The 24,350-nt window shown below is 53.5% G+C and carries 18 protein-coding genes; 15 read left to right on the top strand and 3 right to left on the bottom strand.

Features of this window, described 5'->3' with window-relative positions:
* The first annotated feature begins 7 nt into the window (after positions 1 to 7).
* The 5 genes from hflC to LC073_RS03155 all read left to right on the top strand — a co-directional run bounded on the left by hflC (position 8) and on the right by LC073_RS03155 (position 5,900).
* Positions 8 to 880: a protease modulator HflC gene (gene hflC, locus LC073_RS03175; RefSeq protein WP_226643404.1), complete on the top strand. Its 873-nt coding sequence runs from the start codon at positions 8 to 10 to the stop codon at positions 878 to 880.
* Between the two features lie 188 nt (positions 881 to 1,068).
* Positions 1,069 to 2,262: an ATP phosphoribosyltransferase regulatory subunit gene (locus tag LC073_RS03170; RefSeq protein WP_226643401.1), complete on the top strand. Its 1,194-nt coding sequence runs from the start codon at positions 1,069 to 1,071 to the stop codon at positions 2,260 to 2,262.
* A 127-nt stretch (positions 2,263 to 2,389) separates the two neighbouring features.
* Entirely contained in the window at positions 2,390 to 3,712 is a 1,323-nt protein-coding gene (locus LC073_RS03165) for an adenylosuccinate synthase (RefSeq protein ID WP_226643398.1), read from the top strand.
* Between the two features lie 143 nt (positions 3,713 to 3,855).
* The gene (trhA, locus tag LC073_RS03160; RefSeq protein ID WP_226643396.1) at positions 3,856 to 4,509 is read left to right on the top strand and encodes a PAQR family membrane homeostasis protein TrhA; all 654 of its coding nucleotides are present in this window, start codon (positions 3,856 to 3,858) and stop codon (positions 4,507 to 4,509) included.
* A gap of 170 nt (positions 4,510 to 4,679) precedes the next feature.
* Positions 4,680 to 5,900, top strand: coding sequence for a lytic murein transglycosylase (locus LC073_RS03155; RefSeq protein WP_226643394.1), 1,221 nt, complete (start codon positions 4,680 to 4,682; stop codon positions 5,898 to 5,900).
* 7 nt (positions 5,901 to 5,907) lie between these two features.
* On the opposite strand, the gene LC073_RS03150 is transcribed toward LC073_RS03155, so the two are convergent.
* From LC073_RS03150 to LC073_RS03140, 3 genes are all read right to left on the bottom strand, one after another.
* A complete protein-coding gene (locus tag LC073_RS03150; protein ID WP_226643392.1) occupies positions 5,908 to 6,930 on the bottom strand; it encodes a succinylglutamate desuccinylase/aspartoacylase family protein in 1,023 nt (340 codons plus the stop codon).
* A gap of 82 nt (positions 6,931 to 7,012) precedes the next feature.
* Positions 7,013 to 10,093, bottom strand: coding sequence for a DUF6531 domain-containing protein (locus LC073_RS03145; protein WP_226643390.1), 3,081 nt, complete (start codon positions 10,091 to 10,093; stop codon positions 7,013 to 7,015).
* Between the two features lie 23 nt (positions 10,094 to 10,116).
* Complete coding sequence (locus LC073_RS03140; protein ID WP_226643388.1) at positions 10,117 to 10,980, bottom strand: Stp1/IreP family PP2C-type Ser/Thr phosphatase; 864 nt, start codon at positions 10,978 to 10,980, stop codon at positions 10,117 to 10,119.
* Between the two features lie 190 nt (positions 10,981 to 11,170).
* Here LC073_RS03140 and LC073_RS03135 point away from each other — a divergent pair, with 190 nt between their 5' ends.
* From LC073_RS03135 to LC073_RS03090, 10 genes are all read left to right on the top strand, one after another.
* Positions 11,171 to 11,890 carry a transposase gene (locus tag LC073_RS03135; protein ID WP_226643386.1) on the top strand — a complete coding sequence of 240 codons (720 nt, stop codon included), beginning with the start codon at positions 11,171 to 11,173 and terminating at the stop codon, positions 11,888 to 11,890.
* Between the two features lie 70 nt (positions 11,891 to 11,960).
* The gene (locus LC073_RS03130; RefSeq protein ID WP_226643384.1) at positions 11,961 to 13,460 is read left to right on the top strand and encodes a type VI secretion system contractile sheath domain-containing protein; all 1,500 of its coding nucleotides are present in this window, start codon (positions 11,961 to 11,963) and stop codon (positions 13,458 to 13,460) included.
* Between the two features lie 149 nt (positions 13,461 to 13,609).
* A complete protein-coding gene (gene tagH / locus LC073_RS03125) occupies positions 13,610 to 15,388 on the top strand; it encodes a type VI secretion system-associated FHA domain protein TagH (RefSeq protein WP_226643382.1) in 1,779 nt (592 codons plus the stop codon).
* A 23-nt stretch (positions 15,389 to 15,411) separates the two neighbouring features.
* Positions 15,412 to 16,029, top strand: a complete 618-nt coding sequence (tssJ, locus tag LC073_RS03120; protein ID WP_226643380.1) for a type VI secretion system lipoprotein TssJ — start codon at positions 15,412 to 15,414, stop codon at positions 16,027 to 16,029.
* A 66-nt stretch (positions 16,030 to 16,095) separates the two neighbouring features.
* Positions 16,096 to 17,433: a type VI secretion system baseplate subunit TssK gene (tssK, locus tag LC073_RS03115; RefSeq protein ID WP_226643378.1), complete on the top strand. Its 1,338-nt coding sequence runs from the start codon at positions 16,096 to 16,098 to the stop codon at positions 17,431 to 17,433.
* A gap of 1 nt (position 17,434) precedes the next feature.
* The gene (gene icmH / locus LC073_RS03110) at positions 17,435 to 18,301 is read left to right on the top strand and encodes a type IVB secretion system protein IcmH/DotU (protein WP_226643376.1); all 867 of its coding nucleotides are present in this window, start codon (positions 17,435 to 17,437) and stop codon (positions 18,299 to 18,301) included.
* A gap of 53 nt (positions 18,302 to 18,354) precedes the next feature.
* Entirely contained in the window at positions 18,355 to 21,894 is a 3,540-nt protein-coding gene (tssM, locus tag LC073_RS03105; protein WP_226643375.1) for a type VI secretion system membrane subunit TssM, read from the top strand.
* 15 nt (positions 21,895 to 21,909) lie between these two features.
* On the top strand, positions 21,910 to 22,581 hold the full coding sequence (gene tagF, locus LC073_RS03100) for a type VI secretion system-associated protein TagF (protein ID WP_226643373.1): 672 nt from the start codon (positions 21,910 to 21,912) through the stop codon (positions 22,579 to 22,581).
* 24 nt (positions 22,582 to 22,605) lie between these two features.
* Positions 22,606 to 23,331 (top strand): SapC family protein, encoded by a 726-nt coding sequence (locus tag LC073_RS03095; RefSeq protein ID WP_226643371.1) that lies wholly within the window; start codon positions 22,606 to 22,608, stop codon positions 23,329 to 23,331.
* 570 nt (positions 23,332 to 23,901) lie between these two features.
* Positions 23,902 to 24,327 (top strand): hypothetical protein, encoded by a 426-nt coding sequence (locus tag LC073_RS03090; protein ID WP_226643369.1) that lies wholly within the window; start codon positions 23,902 to 23,904, stop codon positions 24,325 to 24,327.
* Positions 24,328 to 24,350: the final 23 nt, after the last annotated feature.

Here is a 24,350-nt window from a genome sequence, read left to right as displayed (position 1 = left end):
TGATGGAATGAACAACAAAACTCTGGGAATTATCGTCGTACTATTACTCGGTATCCTGTTGGTTTCCTCCAGCGCCTTTGTGGTGAAGGAAACCGAAAAGGCCGTATTGTTGCGTTTCGGTGAGCTGGTGCGCACCTATACCGAGCCGGGCCTCTACTTCAAGGTCCCGTTTGCGGAAAAGCTGCGCAAGTTTGACGCACGAATCCAAACTGTGGATTCCAGCCCGGTGCGTATGCTTAACAGCGAAAACAAGTTCATGATGGTGGACTCCTACGCTAAGTATCGTATCTCCGATGTGAGCAAGTTCTATATCGCCACCCGCGGTGACGAGCGCAATGCGGTGCGCCTGCTATCGGAGCAGATCAACGACCGTCTGCGTAACCAGTTTGGTGTACGCGATCTGCACGAGGTGGTCAGTGGTGAGCGCGACGAGCTAATGTCTGAAATCACTAAGAATTTGAACCAGATAGCGCAAAAGAACCTCGGTATGGAAGTAATTGATGTGCGCGTCAAGCGTATCGACCTGCCGCCGGAAGTCTCCGAGTCCGTGTTCCAGCGTATGCGCGCAGGTCGTGAGCTGGAAGCGCGGGATCACCGTGCCAAGGGCCAGGAAGCCAGTGAGCGTATCAAGGCCAATGCCGATCGTCAGAAGGTGGTGATCGAGTCCGAGGCTTACCGTCAGGCCGAAGAACTGCGTGGTGCCGGCGATGCGGAGGCGGCAGCTATTTACGCCACTGCGTATACCAAGAACCCCGAGTTCTACCGCTTTACCCGCAGCTTGCAGGCCTACAGGGAATCTTTCCGCAGCAAATCCGATATGATGCTAGTGGACCCGGATAGTGAGTTTTTCCGCTATTTGAAGGATCCTAAAGGGCAATAAACCAGCCCGCCGGGCAAATGGCAGCGGATTATCCCTAGCCGCCAGCCGTTTACCCGAGGTCGTGGCTGTCCTTGCGACAGCCCTACCTTCCTGCCGGCAGTTGGTGCTAAAATCACGCAAACCGGGCCTCGCCCGGTTTTTTTGTGGAAGCCGACGTGCCTCATTAACTCTGAAAAGCCCGTTTCACCATGACTCAAGCCGATCGTTGGATGCTGCCGGATGGCATCGCGGAGATTTTGCCCGCGGGTGCTGTTCAAGTTGAAACCCTGCGCCGCCGACTGTTGGACCTCTACCATTGCTGGGGGTATGAGTTGGTGATACCGCCAATGCTGGAATTCACTGAATCGCTGCTGATTGGTATGGGACGTGATCTCGATTTGAGTACCTTTAAGGTCACAGATCAGATCTCTGGGCGCACACTGGGTATCCGCGCTGATATTACCCCGCAGACCGCGCGCATCGATGCGCACAGTTTCCCGCGCGCGGGGGCCAACCGCTTATGTTACGCGGGCCAGGTCCTCCACACCCGGCCGCGTACCGCGATGGGCTCGCGCGCGCCCATCCAGATAGGCGCGGAACTGTTTGGTGTGGACAGCCTCGGTGGGGATATCGAGGTAATCTCCCTGATGCTGGAGAGTCTGCAGATTGCCGGGGTGGAAGATATTTATTTGGACCTCGGTCATGTCGCCATCTACCGAAGCCTCGCCGAGGCAGCCGGGCTCGGCGACAGTGAGCGCGAAGAGTTGTCGGCTCTACTGCAGAATAAGGCCAGTACCGATGTTCACAGCTGGGTGTCAGAGAATATTAGCAACTCACAGGTAGCGGCCTGGTTGCAGGCTCTACCCGGTCTCGCCGGTGGCCTCGATTGCCTGGAGCGGGCCGCCACGCAGCTGACGGGGGCACCGCAGCCGCTGCTGGATGCATTGTCTGACCTGCAGCAGGTCGCCGAGGCTCTGGGGCAGCGCTACCCGGCGGTGACACTCTTTTTCGATTTGAGTGAAGTGCGCGGCTACGACTATGAGACCGGCTTGGTATTCGCCGCTTATACGCCGGGCCACGGGCAGGCGCTCGCCAACGGGGGCCGCTACAACGGCATAGGCGCAGTGTTTGGTCGGGATCGCCCGGCAACGGGATTTAGTAGTGATTTAGTGGCTCTCAATACCCTGGGTATAAGCGCAACACCCAGAGAAGGAGCCATACTCGCGCCGGAAGTGAGTGGCCAGCAAGGCGCCGAGCTCTGGCGCACGGTTGACGAGCTGCGCAAGCGAGGCGAGGTGGTGATCGCCACCCTTTCCGATAGCGCAGAGAGTGATGTTTATTCGCGCTGTGATCGCGAACTGGTATTGGAAGGCAATTCCTGGGTGGTGAAGCCCCGGGATTGAGCACAGGCGGGCGCAGTGGATGTGCCGATAATGTGCCTATATTGGTGCGGTGAACTCCGCAAGATCCATTGATGTAGGGGCCTCTAGGCCTCCCGCAGAACGAAACCTGAGTTAGAGATTGATACAGATGGGCAAGAATGTAGTAGTGCTGGGTACCCAGTGGGGCGATGAAGGCAAGGGTAAGATTGTCGATTTGCTGACAGAGCAGGTCTCCCTGGTGGTGCGCTTTCAGGGCGGACACAACGCCGGCCACACCCTGGTGATCGACGGTGAAAAAACCGTACTGCACCTGATCCCCTCCGGTATCCTGCGCCCCAGCGTAACCTGCCTGATCGGCAATGGTGTTGTGTTGTCACCGGAAGCACTGCTTAAGGAGATGGCGGAGCTGGAAGAGCGCGGCGTCCCCGTGCGTGAACGCCTGCGCCTGTCACCGGCCTGCCCGCTGATTCTGCCGGTGCATGTGGCTTTGGACCAGGCTCGTGAAAAAGCCCGCGGCGTCAATGCTATCGGTACCACCGGCCGCGGTATCGGTCCTGCCTATGAAGACAAGGTTGCCCGTCGCGGCCTGCGCCTCGGTGATCTGTGCAATTGGGACAACTTCTGCAATCAGCTCAAGGAGCTGATCGACTATCACAACTTCGCCCTGACCCAATACTACAAAGTCGATCCGGTAAGCTACGAGGATACCCTGGAGCAGGCCAAAGTCTGGCGCGAACAGCTGGTACCGATGATCATTGATGTGGCCGACCAGCTGCACAAGGCTCGCGAGCAGGGCGAGCACATCCTGTTCGAGGGTGCCCAGGGTTCCCTGTTGGATATCGACCACGGCACCTATCCGTTTGTAACCTCCTCCAATACCACTGCTGGCGGCACTGCTACCGGTTCCGGTTTTGGTCCCCTGTACCTGGATTACGTGCTGGGTATCACCAAGGCCTACACCACCCGCGTTGGCAGTGGCCCATTCCCCACCGAGCTCGATTGTGAAGTAGGGCGTCATCTGGGGGAAAAAGGGCATGAATTCGGTGCCACCACCGGACGCAAGCGTCGCACTGGCTGGTTCGATGCGGTTGCTGTTCGTCACGCGATTCGCATCAACAGTATCTCCGGACTGTGTCTGACTAAGTTGGATGTGCTCGATGGCCTCGAAGAAGTGAAGATCTGTGTGGGCTACCGCAACAGCGCCGGTGAAGAAGTGCCGGTACCTTTTGACGCCGCCGGTTGGGAGGGTGTAGAGCCCGTTTACGAGAGTATGCCTGGTTGGACAGAGAATACTTTTGGTGTGCGCCGCGAGGCGGACCTACCCGCCAATGCCAAGGCCTATATCGCTCGCATTGAGGAACTGGTGGGCGCACCGGTAGACATTATTTCTACAGGACCCGATCGTAACGAAACAATCGTTCGCGCCTCTTCCGCTCTGTGCGAAATGGGAATCCACAACGCTAGCGTATAAGTCCTAGTGGCCCGGTTGTGAATCGCCGGTCTGATCCTGGCCTTGCTATTTTTAGTGAGGCCTTTGATCATTAGACCTGATTCCAGTGATCGGTCGAGTGGTTATTGGAGCCACTCAGTACCAGAATTCAATCGGGCCAATCTATGACCTCATCCGTTTCCGTTGCCAGCCGCTATAGCTTTGCTGAAGAAATTGCCAATAGCGTAACTCACGGTGTCGGAGCCGTGCTGGCTATCGCCGGTCTCGGTGTTCTCATTGGTTTTGCCGCGTTGCGCGGGGATGCCTGGCACATCGTCAGTTCCAGCGTCTATGCCTCTACCCTGATTCTCTGTTTCCTCGCCTCTACCCTGTATCACGCTGTAAGCCATATAGGCGCCAAGTCGATTCTACGTACCCTCGACCACACTTCGATATTTCTCCTGATTGCAGGTACCTATACCCCGTTTACCCTGGTAACTCTGCGCGGGCCATGGGGCTGGTGGTTGTTTGGCATTATCTGGGGGTTGGCCCTGTTGGGACTGATTATCCAATTTACCCCATTAAAAAAGATCCGCGCCCTGTCGATCACTCTCAGCGCTTTGATGGGGTGGGTGGTTATCGCCGCAATCAAGCCTCTCGCGAATAGCCTTGAAACCGGTGGCCTGTGGTTGTTGGTACTGGGTGGTCTCTGCTACACCGGTGGTATCGCCTTTTATTTATGGCGCAGCCTGCGTTTTCATCACGCGATTTGGCATTTGTTTGTGCTGGCTGGCGGTATCTTGCACTTCTTCGCCGTACTCTTTTACGTGATTCCCTGATTTTGTGGCCCTGGTCACAGGGCCTGGCAATCCTCAGAACTTCCCTTTGACTCCACTGTCCCCATTAATGACTGATCAGGCGGGTGACACCATTGGAGAAATCCGCCTTTCGGAAGAGAGAGGCTCGTTCTAACCTTGTGCGAGCGAAATGTCGTGTCAAAGGTACTCCCATGCCCAGATTGCACCGGTTCCCCGCGCTGTTCTATGTTTTCACCCTTTGTTTAACTTTTTTGACTCAGAGCGTCCAGGCTGCAGATAAGCCGGACCCGGCATTCGAAAAGTGGGTTAAGGAGTTCCGCCAAACCGCCATTAAAAATGGGATTTCCCCCCAGGTTTACGACCAGGCCTTTAAGGGCATTACCTCTCCGGACCAATGGGTGCTTGATAGAGCCAGCTACCAACCGGAGTTCAAGGCGCCGGTATGGCAGTACTTCGACAATCGGGTGCAAAAGCGCGCTATTGAGCGGGGCAAGCGTGAGAAAGAGAAGATGAAGCCCTGGCTCAGCAAGATTGAGAAGCGCTTTGGTGTGGACCCCAATATCCTCCTGGCGATCTGGTCGGTGGAGTCGAGCTTTGGCGGCATCCTTGGCAACGAGACGGTGATGCGTAGTGTAATCCGCTCCCTCGCTACCTTGGCTTACGCAGACCCCCAGCGCAAGAAATTCGGGCGGCAACAACTGTTGGCAGCGCTGAAAATTCTACAGGCCGGTGATATTGAAGGAGAGCACCTGCTGGGTTCCTGGGCTGGGGCTATGGGGCATACGCAGTTTATTCCCACCAGTTACCAGGCCTACGCGGTGGATATTGATGGCGATGGCAAGCGCGATATTTGGAACTCAGTGCCGGATGCCTTGGCCACCGCTGCTAATCTGCTGTCCAGCAATGGCTGGCAGCGCGGCAAGCCATGGGGTTATGAGGTCTCCATTCCCGCAAACAAAATGCCAGGCGGCAAGCTGACCGTGGCGGAGTGGGAAAAGCTCGGGGTCAAGCGTGCCAATGGCGAGTCCTTCCCGAGCGAGAAGGCAGTAGCGGAACTGAAGTTGCCGGATGGGCGTAACGGCCCGGCTTTTCTGGTGTTTAAGAATTTCTTCGTGATCAAGCGTTACAACAACTCCGATCGCTATGCCACCGCTATCGGCCTACTGGCGGATCGCATCGGCGGAGGCCCTCCTCTGGTGAAGGACTGGAACCGACCCTTTACCCCTCTCGACAGCAGCCAGGTTGAGCAACTACAGAAATTACTGAAACAGAAGGGCTTTTATGACGGTGAGATTGATGGCAAAGCCGGTGCGGGAACCCGCAAAGCCATCAAAGCATTCGAGAAGAGCGCCGGCGTAGAGGAGAAAGGCTTCCCCAGCAATGAGGTGCTGGAGTTACTCCAAAAACAATAGGGCGCCCTTAGAAGTTTTCATCCGGCAGCAGGCTGTCCTGCAGCAATTCTAAGTTCTCAACCACCTCCTGGGGTTCGTGGAAATAGGCGATGTGGTACATCGCCTCGCCCTCCTGCACCAGGGGGATATTCTGCTTGCCGATTATGATCCCCTCGCCATTACTGCGCACCTGGTCGAGTTCGTTGCCGTAAGGGTCGGCAATCGTGGCGAGTAGATCCCCCTCATAGACTTGATCTCCCAGCGCCTTCAGATGGGTGGCAATACCGCTGTCGCCGGCGCGCAACCAGCCGCTGCTGCGGGCGATAAACGGTTCTATCAGACTGCGCCTGCGCCTTGCCGGCAGCATGCCCAGATGCCTGAGGACGTTGGTTACCCCCTTCAGGCCAGCGCGGATGCACAGCTCATCGAAGCGCAGAGCCTCACCGGCCTCATACAGTAGGATTCTCACACCTCGATCTGCGGCGGCCTGACGTAGGGAGCCATCGCGAATCGATGCATTGAGCAGTACCGGTACACCGAAAGCCTTGGCCATGGCGCGGGTTATGTCATCGTCGAGATTGGCACGCACCTGGGGCAGGTTGCTGCGGTGGGCGGCTCCAGTATGCAGGTCGATGCCGTAATCGCATTTGGCTACTATTTCACGCAGAAAAACATGGGCCATACGCGCTGCCAGGGAGCCTTTGGGAGAACCGGGAAAGCTGCGGTTGAGATCGCGGCGATCGGGTAAGTAGCGGGTATGCTGGAGTACCCCGTAGACATTGACCATGGGTACGGCGATCAGCGTGCCGCGCAGAGACTTTAAGCTGCGGCTTTGAATCAGGCGACTGATGATTTCGATGCCATTCAGCTCATCACCGTGTACTGCTGCACAGACAAATATGGTGGGGCCCTCCCGCTTACCGCGCTGTACATAGACGGGTATTGCCATCTCAGTGTTGGTGTAGAGGCTGACCACGGGCAGGTCGATATGGCGGGATTCCCCCTTGGCCACTGCGATTCCGCCGATTTCAAAATCCGGGGATGCTTGCATAATTTTTCTACGCAATTGATTGATACGGTGTAGGGATAGGTACAGGCCCGGAGGGCCCCGGTTCGGGGCGCCGATGAGGGGTTCAGAGCCTGGTCAGTGGAACATCGGGCGTGATGTGAGTAAAAATCCTCGGGCCATTTAGCCACATGTGTAGGGCAGGATTCCAATACCTGGAAGGTGTGTACCAAAGACCGGTCTCGATATCGGCAATTAAGTTAATCCCACGCCAGGGACCGGGAGTCTGCCCGAAACCTCTGCCATCAACTTCTTCAGTATCCTTTCCCTGAGACCATTGCACTGTACCCTGAGCATCGAATATGGCCAGGGGTTTTCCCTGTGGGTCTGCATGGTAGTGCTTACAGTGGCCGGAACTCCAGTGACATAGTACGGACCCGTGCAAAGGATGTGTAATCCAGTGGCCGATGCCCCGTGATTTCCCATCGACCTGATGTGCCTCTGCCCAGATGCCCAGGCCGCTCCAGCTGGTGGTGACCCGGCGTTGGCGTGACGATTTGCGGTGAGTACAGGTTTTACTCAGCCGGCGCCCAAATGGATCATAGCGGAAATAAGTTTTGAAATCGCCACACTCCGCTGTGCTCATCAACCCCCAACCATCATACTGGTATTGGTAATCCCTGCGCCCGGGAATTTGCCGCTCGGCGATCACATTGCCGCGCTTGTCCCTGTCGATCTGCGCCTGGGTAAATCCTGACTGGCGCATTGGGGTTGTGAGCTGTAACGGAGGCTGTTTATCAAATTGCCAGGCGAGGGCGAGGCTACTTTCCAGGCTTACGGGGCGACCAAACAGGTGTTTGAAAGTGCTGCGCACTTCTCCCTGTACATGGATTGAATTCTGCCCCTTGAGCTCGGTGCGCAACACCGGTTCGCCATTGGCGTCTACACCGTATAACGCGCCACAAGGTGTGAGGGTATAGGCCAGATCGAGGTTGTCTGAGCTGGCGCTTTTCAGCCAGCCGCGCGAGTCATATTGGTATCTCAGGCTGAAATCACGCACGTCATTGCTATCGTGATTCTCGGCGATCACCCGGCCGTGCCGGTTGTATTTGAAGCGGACTGAGGAATGTAAATTATTGGCCTGGATCAGGCGCATATGTTCGTCGTAGTGGAACTCGCTGATTTGGCCGCTGTTATTGCGTATGCTGGCGAGGCTGCCATCGTCGTTATAGTGGAGGTACCAGCGGCAATCGTTATCGCTGTATTCACTGAGGCTGCCGTCAATGTTGTAGTTCCAGTTGAGATAGCGTTTGTCCGGGGTGTGATGATTGGTTAACTGGCCGAGCCCATCGTATTGCCACAGATAATCACCGGTTGGAGTTTGCAGCTGGGTCAATTGTCCCTGGCCATTACTGTGCAGTGCCCACTGGTTACCATCGGCAAAATATATCTGGCAAATACGACCGCAATGATCGTAATCCCATTGAAGACTCTGGCTGTTGCTGGCATGGATGGCGTGGGGTTGGCCGCGTTCGCAGTAATCGATGCCGTATTGATAACTACCAATGTGGGACTCACGCAATTCGCCGGCGGGGCCATAGCGCCATTCGCGCCAGGTTTCCCCGTTTACGACCAAGGTGGTTAAACGCTGCCAGTGGTCGTATTCGAAACCCCACAGTTTTTCTCCGCGGCGAACGGTTTGTAATTGCCCCTGGCTATCCCAGGAAAATTCTACATAGCCGCCCTCTGGGTCGGTGATTTGAGAGAGAAGCCCGCGTTCGTTGTAACGGAATTTCCACTCCTGTTGTTCCGGGTCGATAATGGCCTGCGGCCGTCCCTTATCGTTAAAGCGGAAGATCCACGACAAATCTTCGTTGAGTAGAACTGCCTGGGGATAACCATTCTCACCGAATAGATAACGTTTGCTGTTGGCCCCCTTGGTACTGCGCCGCAGGCGTCCGAACTCATCGTAGCGGAAAAAGGTGCGCCGCCCATCACCGTTAATGTGTTGGCACAAGTTTCCGTAGCAATCATAAAGCCAACTTTCTTCTCGTTGACCCTGCCGTTCTTTGGTGAGCTGGCCGAATTGATTGAAGTGCAGCTGTTGTGGGGTTAGATCCGTATCTTCCACCTGACAATTTCCACGGCTGTGCTGCCAGGTTAGCAAGGTCTCGGATTCCTCCTGTATCAGCCTGTGGCAATGTCCCTGCAGATCGTATTCAAATTGACGCTTGCCAGTTACTCCGCTGTGCGCTTGCACAAGGAACAAATCGTGATATTGGTAGCGTTCCCGATCGTGGTTGCTGTTAACTTCAGTCAGTATTCCGCCCTGATACTCATAGAAGCACAGTGTGCGCTGATCATCTGGGGCGTGGCTGTTGAGTAGTTTTACTATGCGGCCGCCGTGGGTTTCGAAGTCCAGTACCCGTCCCCAGGAGCTGACGATTTTCCTGGGCAGCCCCTCGCTATAGTCAATGGTCAGTGCGTTGCCGAATTGGTCGCGAATTTCGGTGAGTGGAAGGGCGCTGTTAACACCGTCTGCACGAAAAATTTTATCGGGCTCGTTAACAGACGAGAGCCGGTAGCTGTGCAGGCTCTGCCGAAATAGCAGTAAGCGCTCGAAACGGTTGTAGCAGCTGTGACCAATCGCGGGTAATTGGAACTGCACTTTGCGCCCTTCGGCGGTATACAACTCAATCTGGTTATCTTGCACCACTAGTTGTTCGCTCAGTGAGTGGCGCCAGCCCGCCCCAATTCCACAATCCTCACTAATACTAGAGCGATAGTAACGCTTCCAAACAAATGGCAGGGGTCCCGGGATTGTGAGGTCTGCTCGCTCGAAGTTCAGCTCACCAGTTGCGGCGATTACCAGCTCCCTTACCAAGTGACAGTGTTTAAGTGACGGAACCTGGGTGCCCTGCGGATTGGTCCCCGGGACATTCACAAATTGAACTGGGCCCTCTCCGATTCCGGGCAACAGCTCGATTTCCGGCGCAGAGGCGATTGAGTAGGTATTGACCTCGACTGCTGGTGGCTCTGGCCAAAGAGGCAGGCTGTGGTCGCATGGAACCTGGGCCTCAGGTAACTGTTCAATAGCCTCCAGCCAGCGGCACGCCGCCGCAGGGTCTCCCTGGACGAAGGAAGCTGTGGAGGGGCTGAGGATCTTGAGCAGGTTGGGGACCAGCTGGGTGAGACGTTCCGGTGTCATTCTTCAGCTTCCGGCAAACGGGTTTAACGTTGCGCTTTTCGGATGGTTACATCGGGTGATTTTGGTCTTTGGGTTGCGCTTTGTTCTTGCGCGAGTAATTGCGCTGCGGGTTGGGAGGAGTATTCGAGAATCCCCGCGCTGATATTGTCGCGCCCCCCCATTCTGTTGGCATCGTCGATAAAGCGGTAGACACACTCCAGGGCGGGGCGGTGGGTGGCCAGTACACGCTCGATCGCGTAATCATCCAGATATTCGGTCAGGCCATCTGTGCAGAGTAATAACAGGGCGTTTTCTGTTAATTTCCAACTGTTAATTTCTGCTTCTACGCTATTGGAAACACCCAATGCGCGAGTAATATGATTTCGCACACTGGAGTGTTGCGCCTGTTCCTCAGTTATTTGGCCGCTGTCTATCATTTCCTGTACAACGCTGTGATCCCGCGTAAGGCGCTGTAATCCGAAGTTATTCCAAAGATAAGCACGTGAATCACCGATATGAGCAACGATCAGAAAATCGTGCCACATGACTGCAACAACAATCGTAGTTCCCATTTTTGCGAAGTGGGGATTGGTATTTTTGGTGTTCAGGAGGGCGTTGTTGGCACTGTTGATAGCGTCGATTAGAGTCGCGCGTAAAATTAATTGTTGCTGCTCTGGGGTGCAGGAGAGAAAGGTGTGTTTTAAGAGGTCTTCTAGGTGGAATTGAACTGTTTCTGCCGCTATTTTGCTAGCTGTGGCACCACCTGTGTATCCCCCCATACCATCCGCTATTACGATATAAGCGAAAGGTTGGTCGGCGCTGGCATACCAGCGAATACTATCCTCGTTTTCCTCGCGAACTTGACCAATGTCAGTGCGTCCGTTGACCGCCAGACTTATCTGATCCATGTCTGGTGCAACTCCCCTTTATTTAAATAGCAACAAAATGCAGCGTAACATGATTACAACCACTAACCAGGGTTCATGTTAACTTGGCATCAGATGAAGTTTGAAATTTTTTTCCCTGATTTGCGATAATAAAACCTTTAATCATCACTAGAAAGGCATCGCGCCTTATAAATAAGGATTTGCTGGCAAAATGCCTCGTCTGCCCAGGCTCAATCTAATAGATATCCCCCAGCATATTGTGCAGGTCGGTCACAACAATTTGCCGTGCTTCTTTGATGAAGAGGATTATCAATATTATTTGATTAGCTTGCGAAATGCTGCTGATCAGTACCGTGTGGATGTACATGCATACGTGTTATTGCCCAATATGATTCAAATCATTGCCACTCCGAGAGTTCCGGATGGCATTCCTTCAATGATGCAATCTTTGGGTCGCCGCTATGTCCAATTTGTCAATCACCGCTACAAGCGTTCAGGCACAATTTGGCGCGGGCGCTACAAATCCAGCCTGATCGACTCTGATGCTTACCTGTTGACCTGTTACCGCTATGTGGAGCTGCGCCCGCTCTATCTGGGGCTTGCGGACTCTCTGGGTAATTACCGTTGGTCAAGTTTCAATCATCATGTGAACACTGAGCATGATCACTTGATTAAGGATCATCGCCTATATACCGGCTTGGGTGAGAATGCGGCTCAGCGCGCTCAGGCTTATCGAAAGCTCTTTCGCTATAGCTTCGATAGCCGTCTGCTCGATTACATCGCTGAAACCATCAAGCTGGGACATGTTCTCGGCGGTGACGCCTTTAAAGATAAGATCGAACAAATCGCCAATCAAAGGGTCCGTCCGCTCAAAAGAGGACGTCCGAGAAAGTCAAAAAAAATCGAAAAACAATTGGTGGAAACCAATTAGATAAAAACGCATGATGAGTACAGGTGGTTTCGCCGTGCTGCGTATTTTTTTTACCTGTGGATAATTGACCGTGAGTAGAGCCACTATAACTGCCGGATTTCAAATCCACGGCGATAACAATAAGAAGGAAGAGAGCATGGACCTTGGCAGTGATAGCCTGAAAGTCGCAATTCTTGGTGATTTTAGTGGCCGCTCCAGCCGTCGCCAGTGTGAGCCGGAGACCATCGCCCAGCGCCGGGTGTATGTACTGAATCGCGATACCTTTGAAGGAGTATTCAGCGACTTGGGGGTGAGCCTGCAGTTGCCGGTGATGGATGAGCTCCTGCAATTACCCTATTTCGACGATTTACATCCAGATTATCTCTACAGTCGCCTGCCACTTTTTAAACAATTTATAGCGCTCGGCCAACGCTTGCGTGATCCTGGGCAATTCCAGCAAGCCGCCGAGGAAATTCGCCAGTGGAAACCGGAGCTGGCTGAAACCGCGCGAGAAACTTCGGGTTATTCTGCTGAGCAGTCCCTTCTCGATGAAATCCTCGCAGCGGGGCGCGAGCGCCTTGCCAGGGAGAGCGGTAGTGCTTTCCAAGTGGATCAGCTGATCAGGGATATCGTAGCGCCCTATGTGCAAAAAAGTGCGGACCCCATGCAGGGGGAGTATTTAAATGCTCTGGTCGAGGCGACCTCGGACACTATGCGCAAGGTGATGCACCACAGTGATTTCCGGCAACTGGAGGCGAGTTGGCTCAGTCTGCACTTTTTAATGAGACGGCTAGAAGAGCACCCCAATTTGCAGCTGCACTTGATTGATGTCAGCAAGGAGGAGTTGCTTGCCGACTTCGCCAGTGCCGAGAGCGACCTGGAAAAGTCACAGGTTTTTAAATTACTGGTTGAGCGTGAAACAGTTGCCGGTGATCGCCCCTATAACCTTGTTCTGGGCGATTTTTTTATCACCGATGAGGAGCGGGATCTGCATCTATTGATTGATCTCTCCACAATTGCAGAAGCGGCTGGTAGTGCACTGCTTCTCGGTGGTGATACAAAGCTGGCCGGTTGCCCCAACTTAGCCGGTTCGGTCGATCCGGATGACTGGTATTACCCCTTGAGCGAGCGCTTTGCCGAGAGTTGGCAGGCGGTGCGGGATTACTCCGCGAGTGAATATGTTGCTCTGGCCGCGCCCCGCTTTATGCTACGTCTGCCGTTTGGTCGCGAGACTTCCACCACTGAACATTTTGAATTTGAAGAGCTGACACCTGAACAGGGACATCAGTATTACCAGTGGGGTAACAGCGCCTATCTGCTTGCCTTAGCAATCTGTCAGGGTTTTTCCACGACCGGCAGGCTCCAAGTTCCCGCCTCGGCGACTTATGAAAGTTTACCTCTGCATCTGCGCAAACTGCCCCAGGGGCAGTGGATTACACCCTGTGCTGAAGCGCTTCTCACTGACCGGGCAGCCGCAGAGTTTGATCGAGCCGGTCTCAGCACCATGCGCTCGGTACAGGGCCGTGATCAAATTGTTCTGCCCAGTTTGAGATCTCTTGCTGGTGGAGCTTTAAAGGGGCCCTGGAGCTGAAAAAAGTATTATCCGGCACATCAGTCTCTGCTTGCCGGGTTTGAATTTGTTTTGTGAAAGGCCTGTGTGCCCGGATCATTTCGTACTGATCTCTGTAATTTGCATCCGGCGAAAGTGCGAAGTACATCAACTGTGTGAGTCAGGAAGACATGGATCTAATTCTCTCAGTGTTGGCCGATCCCGCAGGGGCCAATATGCTCAAGCACACCAAACTGTTCACTAAAGAGGGGGGCAGCCTGGGTCGCTCCGCCGATAACTATTGGGTGCTGCCCGATCCCGAGCGCGTTGTCTCATCTCAACACGCGCAAATTTCTTTCAGTGATGGACAGTTTTTCCTGACTGATACCAGCACTAACGGTACCTATCACAACGATGGGGATAATCCGCTGGGCAAAGGGAATAAACTCCCATTGAATGAGGGGGATATCATTAATGTGGGGGATTATCGCCTCAAGGTGACATTGCGCCAACCGCAGACCGACGGCGACCTGCCGAAAGGGCTGGGCAGTGCCGACTTCCTCGATACTTCCGACCGCACTACCTTCAATGCCAGCGCTATGGCCAAGATGCAGAGTCAGGCGGAGGCTAAGCAGCTGGATAATTGGCTGGAGCCAGGTGGTAGCAGCGATATTTCCCAGTCCGGCGAATGGGGGTATATCCCCCAGAGTAACCAGAACTCTCCCGCTCAGGATAATTTACTGGGCGCAGACTCGGGCCCCCTGGACCCTATGTCGGCCTTTGAACAGCCCCAATCTTTCGGTGTCTCGGATGCGCAGGGTTTCGGTTCTTTTGGCACTGGGTCACAAGGACAGGCCGCTCCAGGGCAATGGTCTGATGATGAGTGGTGGAAAGATGGCAGTGACCAGGATCATGTACCTGCAGATCAACACGCTGTGTATATTTCACCGCAGGCTCCAGTACAGCAGTCGACTGAGCCTCCTTCCAGCGTACCGACTCAGGCACCTCAAGCTCAATCTTTCCAGGCGCCTCCCCCGCAGCCCCAGGTAGTTCCGCAACCACCGGTTGCTCCCCCTCAGCAGCAAGTTGCCCCGCAGCAACCCGCGTTTGCTCCATCTCAAGCTCCAGTAACACCGCCGCCGGCTCAATTACAGCCACAAGCACTGGTCCCACAGAGCCAGCAGGATAACCCTTTTGCGGGTTCTTTTGCGGCGATGCAGGGGCAACAAGTGGCCGGCGCGCCGGGCTTTGATACCGGACAGGCGGCCCCTGTCAGTCCCATGGATTTTGCCGCTCAAGGGCAGAGTTTTTCCCAATTGCAACAGCCGTCTCCTGTCCAGCAGACCCCGGCCCCAGAAGCACCGATACCGCCGGTGCAGGCTCCCCCGGCTCCCCCTGTATCCAGTGTGCTGGCGGCGACGCTGAGCCTGAATATGAATCTCGCTCAGCAACAAATAGCGGATCAACAGGCTGCGGAGATCGTTCGCGAAACCGTCGCTCGCCTCATTGACCTCCTGCGTGCGCGCAGCAGTATCAAAAATGAGCTGCGGGTACAGCGCACCATGATCCAGACAGAGGCGAATAATCCGCTGAAATTTAGCGCCACGGAGAGGGATGCACTGGAGGCGATGTTTGCCGGCAACGGTGCTTTTTTACAGCCTAAAGAGGCGGTGCGAGACAGCTTTGATGATCTCTCCGATCATCAGGTCGCCGTACTGGCGGGAATGCGCGCTGGCTACAGCGCGATGTTGAAGTATTTCAGTCCGGATAATATCGAGCGTCGCCTGGGCAACACCTCCGGTGTGTTCGGCAATAAGAATGCAAAAAAATGGGAGGGCTTCAGCGCGATGTACAGAGAATTAGTGGGTGATCCAGATGCCTGTTACCGCAAGCTCTTCGGTGATGAATTTGCAGTGACTTATGAAAACCAGTTGTCTGAGCTGAAGAATGCCAGACAGCTGAAAAATTAATAAATCGAAAGAGGGAATTGGTCGTGACGATATCAAAGCTACTGAAATTCACCCTACTCGGAGTACTGGTGGTTAGTTTGGCGGCCTGCCAGACTACCAGACGCACCCTGAACCTGGACACCAGTGTCGAGCTGTCGGTGGATATCCGCAAGGACGTTAACCCGGATGATGACGGTCGTGCATCGCCGGTTGTGGTGCGTGTGTTTATGCTGGCAGACGATCGCCAGTTTGCCCGCGAAGACTTTCTCAACCTGTATGAAAATGCGGAATCCCGTCTCGGTAATGATCTTCTCGATACCGTTATCTTGAAAGAATTCGCCCCCGGTGAGCAGCGTGTGGAAGAGCTGCCTTTGACACCGGAAGTGAAATATATCGGTCTGCTGGCGGAATTTGTCCAGTATCAAAAAGCAGATGCCTTGATGGTGCTGCCGATTACCGACCATAAGAAAAATGCTTATCAGGTCGCTCTAGCGGATACCCGCATCGGCACACCGGAGAATATTGCCAAGCGGCGTCGGAGTATCGTTTCGCCTCTGTCGCGCAATGATGATAGCGGGAAGAAAGACGATAAGGTAACACTCTCCAGTGAAGATTATGAATTGATGAAAAAGCGCCTTCAGGAAGCGGAGCAATCCAAGTAGAGCGTCGTTCAGGCCAGTTTTAATTAAGCTCAATTTAAATTGGATTGGGCTTTGCAAGGAAGACATATGTCGGTTAACAACAAGGTGATCTGGAGCGAGGGCATGTTCTTGCGTCCTCAGCACTTCCAGCAACAGGATCGCTATCTCGAGCAGTTGGTCGAAGCGCGCACCGCTTCGCTGGGACCCTACACCTGGGGCGTGCTGGAGCTGGCGATTGATAGTGAACCGCTCTCTATGGGCAAAATATCACTATCCCGCGTGAGAGCGATATTTCCCGACGGTACGCCTATCTTGGCTCCGGAAAATGAAATTCTGCCGGATGTCCTGGATGTACCGGTTAACACCCGCGATGAGATCGTCTACCTGTGTGTACCGATGAAGCGCCCCGGCAGCCAGGAATCGATCCGCGATCAGGAAGATTTCCCCCAGGCGCGCTACCAGACGGCAAACTTCGATGCGCGTAATAGTGCTGCAGCCTCTGGTGAATCCGCCCGTATCCAGGTGGGTAAACTGCGCGTTTGTCTCAAACTGGAGAGCGACGACCTCAGCGGTTATGCGGCTATTGGCATCGCCAGAATACGGGAACGCCAGCCTGAAAAGCCGGTTGAACTGGATTCGGACTATATTCCACCGCTTTTGAATGCCGAAACTTCGGCGGTAATCAAAGCCTATATTGAAGAAGTTAAGGGGTTGTTGGATCACCGCGGCTCCGCTCTGGGGCATCGCTTGAGTGACAGTGGCCGCAGTGGCTCCGCAGAAATTGCCGATTACCTGCTATTGCAGGTTATTAACCGTTTTGAACCTTTGTTGAAACAGATTACTGCCCAGCCACGCCTGCACCCACACAGTTTATTCGTGGAGCTGCTGCAACTGGCTGGTGAATTGTCGACATTTACCTCATCGACCAAGCGCCCGCCGCAAATTCCCAATTACTCGCACGAAAACCTGCAACTCAGTTTCTCCGGGTTGTTTTCCGCCTTGCGTCAGTCCCTCTCCACGGTTTTGGAGCAAACCGCTATTGCCATGGAGTTGGTGCAGAGAAAATTTGGTATCTATGTGGCTCCGGTTTCCGACCCGTCGCTGCTCAAGACAGCGAGTTTCGTGATGGCCGCCAAAGCGGATATGCCCGGAGACCTGTTGCGCAGCCGCTTCCCTACGCAAGCCAAGGTGGCTCCGGTGGAGGCTATCCGCGAGTTGATCTCCGCCCAGTTGCCTGGGTTGTCATTGCGCCCCTTGCCTGTGGCACCGAGACAAATTCCCTATCACGCAGGCTTTACCTATTTCGAAATGGAGCGCAGCGGTGAGTTGTGGCAGGCCATGCAGAGATCTGGTGGTTTTGCTGTGCACCTCGGAGCGGAATTTCCAGGGCTGACCATGGAGCTCTGGGCCATAAGGAATAACTGATATGAGCAATGACAGCTTCAGCCCCCCGCCGGCACCTAACGCGGGTGACAGGACAGTAATGATTCCTACTCCAGGCGCCGCAGCGCCGGCCCAACCCGGTTCGGCTGCGCCGCAGCAGTTCTTCGCCAATCCCGGCAGTTCTGCGGATATGCAGATTCGCAACAGTTTGAACCCGCTGGTCTCCGCTGCCTCCAAACTGTTGGGGGTGGTTATCAAGCTGCGCACCACCATGAACCACTCCAATGTCCCGGACCTACACAAACGCCTGACCAAGGAAATCCAGGCATTTGAGCGGGAGTCCAAACAGTTGGGCTTGGCCCCGGAAACGGTGCTTACGGCCCGCTACCTGCTCTGTACCGTAGTGGATGAAGTCGTGTTAACCACCCCTTGGGGAACGGCGAGCGGCTGGAGTCAACACTCTCTGCTCAGCCTGTTTCACAAAGAGACATTTGGTGGTGAGAAATGCTTTGCCATTCTGCAGCGCATGCTGGAGACCCCGGCTTCACACCTCGAGCTGTTAGAACTCTTCTACCTCTGTCTCAGCCTCGGCTTCCAGGGTAAATATCGCCTGGTACAGCGGGGCCACGAGCAGATTGAACAGATTCGGGATGAGCTGTACCGCACTATTGAGCAACATAAAGCGGCGATGGACCGGGACCTCTCCCCTCACTGGCAAGGCTGTGTCGAGCGTAAGTCCGGCCTGATTCACTATGTGCCTCTATGGGTGATTGTGAGTGTCGCGCTGGGATTGTTGGTTGCCACTTATAGTGGCTATCGCTGGTGGCTTTACGAAACAACCACGCCTGTTGCTGACCGTGTGGTGGAACTTACTGGCAGTGACAGCGAGCCCCCGCAAGGGGAAGAGTGACACTCGGACCGAATTGATCCGGTGCTGCTTGAGCCCGGGAGATGGAGCTATTCATGAAACGCTTGCGCGACTTTTTTACCAACAAATGGGTGCTTGGCATTATCGGCCTCGCAGCCCTGTCGGTTCTTATCTGGTTTGGGGCGGACTACATTAAGTTTGGCAGTGACAACGCCACACTCTCCCACACGGTTCGCATTACCATCATTGTATTTATTTTTGCCATCTGGTTGGTGTGGAACCTGAGCCAGTGGCTGGTGGAGCGGCGCCAAAACCAGGCACTAATCAAGGGCATTGAAGAGTCCCAGGAGGATGCGCAGGACCCGGATGAAGAGCACTCCCGTGAAGAGCTCGAGGCCCTGTCGGGACGATTCCGTGAGGCCATGGATGTATTGCGCAATGCCCGCTTTAAATCGGAGAAGGGCAAGGTTTCCCTGTACCAGCTGCCCTGGTACGTCATTATCGGTCCGCCTGGCTGTGGTAAAACCACTGCGTTGGTCAATTCAGGACTGGAATTTCCCCTGGCGCAAAGCCACGGTAAAGAGGCTCTCGGAGGTGTTGGCGGTACACGCAATTGCGATTGGTGGTTTACCAATGACGCTGTGCTGATCGATACAGCCGGCCGCTATACCACCCAGGATAGCCACCGTGTTTACGACAACAGCGCCTGGCGAGCATTCCTCGGGCTGCTTAAACGCTATCGCCGTCGCCGGCCGATTAATGGTGCACTGGTTGCAATCAGCTTGCAGGACCTGATGGTACAGACAGATGAGCAGCGCCAGCATCAAGCCAAGACAATCCGCCAGCGGGTAAATGAACTCCAGCAGGAGCTGGGAATTCGTTTCCCAATCTATCTCACCTTTACCAAGTGTGACTTGGTAGCGGGCTTTAGCGAATTTTTCGATAACCTGTCGCAGGCTGAACGCGAACAGGTTTGGGGTATGAGTTTCCCTCGCGAAGCGAACGCAACTGTTGGTGCACCACTGGATAATTTCAGGGCCGAATTCAATCAGCTGATTGAACGCTTGAATCAGAGAGTGTTATGGCGGGTGCATCAGGAGCGCAATGTCGAGAAGCGTGCTTTGCTGCAGGGCTTTCCCGCCCGCATGGAGAGCCTATCGGAGATTTTGGCCGACTTTGTCAAGCAAACTTTCGAGCCAAACCGTTATGAAACCGTCCCTATGGTCCGCGGTATTTACTTTACCAGTGGCACTCAGGAGGGCAGTCCGGTAGACCGCATGATGGCCTCGGTAACGGCAGATTTTGGACTCGAACGCAGTGTCGGGCCCAAGTTCCAAGGCGTGGGAAAGAGTTTCTTTCTGCACCGTCTGCTTAAAGATGTGGTATTCCCCGAGGCTGAGCTGGTCGGGGTCAATCGCAGGGTAGAAAGTGCTAATCTGTGGCTGCGCAGAGGGGTATATGCCACCTTAGCTGCGGCATTTGTGGGGTCGATCTTTCTTTGGAGTGGCAGCCTCGCTTCTAACAAACTGTCCATGGGCGAGGTCGATGACAATCTGGCGGCTTATCAACAGGCCGAGGAAAAGCTCAAGGGTAAGCGGCCCACACCCGCTGATGTTTTGCAAATGCTTGAACCACTGCGGCAGGCCACTTCGGTATATGACCGCGAGGAACACCCGTGGATTTCCAACCTGGGATTGTATGACACCCGTATAGACCAGGCATTGGATAACCTCTATCAGCAAAAGCTCGAGGCAGTTTTCCTACCTGCGCTACTGCGGGATATTGAGAGTAACCTCAGTCGCTTGGGCAGCGATGATCCGGCACTGGTGAGTACTCTCAAAACCTATCTGATGTTCTTCAACCCGGATAAATTGGATATTGCCACTGTTGAGAGTTATTACAGCGGCCGCTGGGAGCGTCAGTTACCAGGCGAGGCCCAAGAGCAGGATAAACTGCGTTTTCACCTGGGCCAGGTGTTAGCCCGCCCAATCCCCGCCAGTATTCAGCAAAATGAGCGTGTAGTGGCCCGCGCCCGTCAACAATTGCGACGCATCCCTGTGCCGCAAAGGCTCTTTGCGCAATTGCAAGGTAGCGATCTGGGGCAGACCACCGTGGATCTGTATCAGGAGATCGGCGGTGATACTCAACAGGTATTTGGCGTGAGCGCCGATGATTCGCGTTTCAATATTCCCTTCCTGTACACCAAGGCAGGCTATAAGGAGATGGACTTTGGTGCCGACTCCCAACTGATGACCAACATGGCGGAAGAGCGCTGGATCTACGGTGGTGACCTCAGTGGCGAGGACTTTACCGAGGCTGACCGCGAGAAGCTGGGTGAGGATGTAAAGCGTATTTATCTGGGGGAATACCTACAACAGTGGCAATCCTTCCTCGGTGGTTTCAGTATTCGCAGATTCAACAGCACCTCCCAGGCGCTTGAGGTTCTCTCGACCCTGTCAGACCCTATTTATTCACCACTATTAGCGATCACAGAAATCACCTCGGATAACACGCGCCTGACACCACGGCCGGAGCTGTCTGTGGATGCCAAAGGTGTACCGTTACCGGTGTCCAGCACAACGCGTCGCTTGGGTGGTGCGGCATTGGATAGCGCTGCAGGGGCCCTCAAGGATCATTACAAACCCAATATTGTCGATGTGCGCTTCGAGGAGATACAACGAATCACTCAAAGTGAGAAGGGAAGGCCCGCAAGGGTTCAGGAGTATCTCCTGACCATCAATAAGATTCAGGAGTATTTGACTGAAATTGACAGCGCCCCGGATTCCAATGAGGCTGCATTCGCCAGCGCTAAAGCACGTTTTGCCGGAAGCGGTGATGCGATTAAACAACTGAGAGTTAAAGCGGCCAATGCGCCGGCACCTTTTGACCAGTGGCTGACAGATATTGCCGATAGCACTTGGGCGCTAGTGATGACTAAGGCTAAGAGTCATCTCAACCGAGTGTGGCGCGAGCAGGTTTATCAAAGCTATGCCAATAGTCTGGCCAACCGTTACCCACTGCGCAGTGATCGTGACCAGGAGATTCCGGTTATTGAATTCAATCAATACTTTAAGCCCGGCGGAATCGAGCAAAAATTTGTCAACGAGTACTTGAGACCCTTTGTGGATACAAGAACCTGGCAAGTGAAGTATGTCGAAGGGCAGGGTATGAGCCTTTCCAAAGAGTCGTTATCGCAGTTGCGTAGGGCAGAGAAAATCCGCAAGACTTTCTTTAAGTCGGGTGAAAGTGCCTCTTATTCTTTCCGCATTGAGCCAACCAAGCTGGATTCCAGTGTGCGCCTGTTTGAACTTGAGCTGGGAGATCAGCGTGTCCCCTATTCACATGGGCCCAAGACCAGCAAAAAACTTACCTGGCGCGGTGGTGAGAGCAATAGAGTGCGGATAATTTTTGAAGACCTCAATGAAACCGTACACCGCAAGCACTTTGAAGGTGACTGGGCATGGTATCGACTGCTCGCAAGTTCAGACCTTGAAATAGGCCAAAGCAATGCGGAGCGCCTGGTAACCTTCTCGGAAGAGGGGCGCAAAGCGCAGTTCAAGTTGGTTGCCTCGAATGTTAACAACCCATTCGATCGCAGCTTGCTGCGTGGTTACCAATGTCCAGAAACTCTGTAGTAGGGAGTGAGTGAGTTGCAAAGCACTATTGGTATCTTTGGTAAGCTCCCTGGACATGGGGATTTCATCCAGCGCCAGCTTCCCGCTAGCTTTGTTAGAGTTTGGGACGAATGGTTGCAGCGGGCAGTGCATGGATCCCGTGAAATAATGGGGGACAGCTGGCTCGACTATTACTTGACCAGTCCAGTTTGGCGTTTTGCCCACAGCAAAGGGGTCATTGATGAAAACCCCTGGGTTGGGGTTCTAGTCCCGAGTGTGGATAGCGTTGGGCGCTATTTCCCACTGACAATAGCCTCACCGTTGCCAACTTCGGTAGACATTATCTCTTTTATGTCTGAGGCCGGTGGTTGGTATAGGGAGCTTACAGAGCTGGCTGTTAGTGCATTACAAAATATGTTGCATGCTGATCAGCTGTTTGAGGCCTTCGGTGATGTACCTGTAGAGCTGGGGCGACAGTTGAGCGCGCCAACACAGAATGACTTCTTTGTAGCCAGTAATGATGTTACAGGTAATGAAAAACGTTATGCGGGATTACTCGGACAGGTATGCCGCAAGCAATTTGCCAGTTTTAGTCTCTGGTCTTGTGAAGGGTCACAACACCTGGCTCCAACCAGTGTGCTTTGCCCCACATTACCCGGCCCTGAGTTCTACTGCTCGATGCTCGGTGCCAGTCAGCAGAGACAGTGAAAAAATAGGCAAAGGATAGCTTGTGTGAATCAAATAGTTGCATTAGATAGAAATAAACATCGCAAATATAACGTATTGACTGGTGATATTTCGCACAGTGAAACCCGGCATGTTTGTCAGATATATCTATCAGAGTTCTCGGCGTTAGCTGGGGAATGTCCGATTGTATTTTTGAAATCTAAGGACGAGGATTCCCTGGATAGTTGCGCACTACTGGGTATTAAACCGGGACAGAATCTCTTTTGGCAGCAGGGAAAGTGGCAGGGGAACTATATCCCAGCAAACATGAGGGCTTACCCTTTTTACTTACTCTATAAAGATATGGCTACCACAGGTCCTGTTGTCTGTGTTGATTCCTCCTCGCTTTCCTTAGGTAATTTTGATGGTGATGGAAAGAGGCTATTCGACGACGAAGGCGAAGCGACCAAAGCCCTGTCGGAAGTCAAAAACCTACTGAGTGGAATTCATCAGCAGAAAATAAAAAGCAAGGAATTTATCCACTGCTTAACCGAGATGGGGCTTGTTCAAGAGCAGGTGGTGGTGGTCGATCTACCGGGTAATACTAAGCATCGTTTAACAGGTGTTTTCTGTGTGACCGTCGAGCGGTTAAATGCATTGAGTGACAGCGACTTTCTAAGGTTAAAAGAGCGTGGCTACTTAGCGGCTATATACGCTCATATAATTTCTTTACAGCAGTCGGCGAACTTGAGCCGATTATTTAAAAGATATCATGCGAAGTTACTTCACTAGAGATTATGTATAAAGAGATAGTTCAAGTTCGGCTATAGCTCTGTACCTGCGCTGTGAAGTATCGGCAGATACACTTGCCTGTTCAGTACCTCACAGTTAGTAAAGTAATTAAATAAAGAGACATCTAAGGTAAAAACCGCCTATTGGCAGGGCGCTCAGGTTGCTCCCAATGGAGCAAACCTATCAATCACTGCAGGAAGCAAGGGTTAGGGTATGTCGTATATAGTGGTATTTACGGGAGAAATCCGCACACATTTTGAGCGACGCAAGGCAATAGCCGCGCTGGGAAATGAGTTTGGGTTTAGTTTTACTCAAATAAAGGCACTTCTGGCCAGTAGCCGCTCCCAGCTCAAAAAAACCGTTGATAGAACCGAAGCCTGTCGGTTCATACAAAAATTATGGGGCGCAGGTTGGCACTCCAGGTTGTACCTGGATTCTGAGCTTATACATTGCACCAAGGAGTCGGTAGAGGATGGTGGCTCCCCATTACCCCTGGTCATGGGGAAACTTCACTGTGGAGACCCCCAGCTTTTATTGTACGCGCCAAGTAACTGGGTACCCTGTGATCATTTGAACCCCAATGCTGAAATTCAGGCCGGTAACACTGAATTAAATCGCTATTTGATCGTTTTGGGGCAGAAGCGATCTGAGCTCCCTGTAACGCTTAGTTTGACGGATTATGCCCATGCTCAGATGCAACAGTGTTTGGCTAAGGTATCCGATGGGCGGCTAGTAAGTGGGCCTCAAGCCTTGGAACGTGATTGGCAAACGGGCATATTGTATGAAATGTGTGCGAATATAGGTAACGATTCAGTTCAATATATGGTTGCTTTTTTCCAAGGGAAAATGAGTTTCTATACCTTGTTCCTGTGGACGTCTTTGCAAAGCTTTGCACAAGCAAAAACAGAATTTATTCAAATAGTGGCGGCTTTTCAGGCCCAGGATGAAGATGTTACTACTACAGAAAATAAGGCCTCAGCTGTAATTGCGGTGTAATAGGCCCATTAGGATCAAGAAAA

Origin of the sequence: Microbulbifer variabilis (assembly GCF_020524905.1) — a bacterium.
GTDB lineage: Bacteria > Pseudomonadota > Gammaproteobacteria > Pseudomonadales > Cellvibrionaceae > Microbulbifer > Microbulbifer variabilis_A.
Note: the sequence above shows the minus strand (reverse complement) of the source record. Positions and strands in the feature narration are given on the sequence as shown.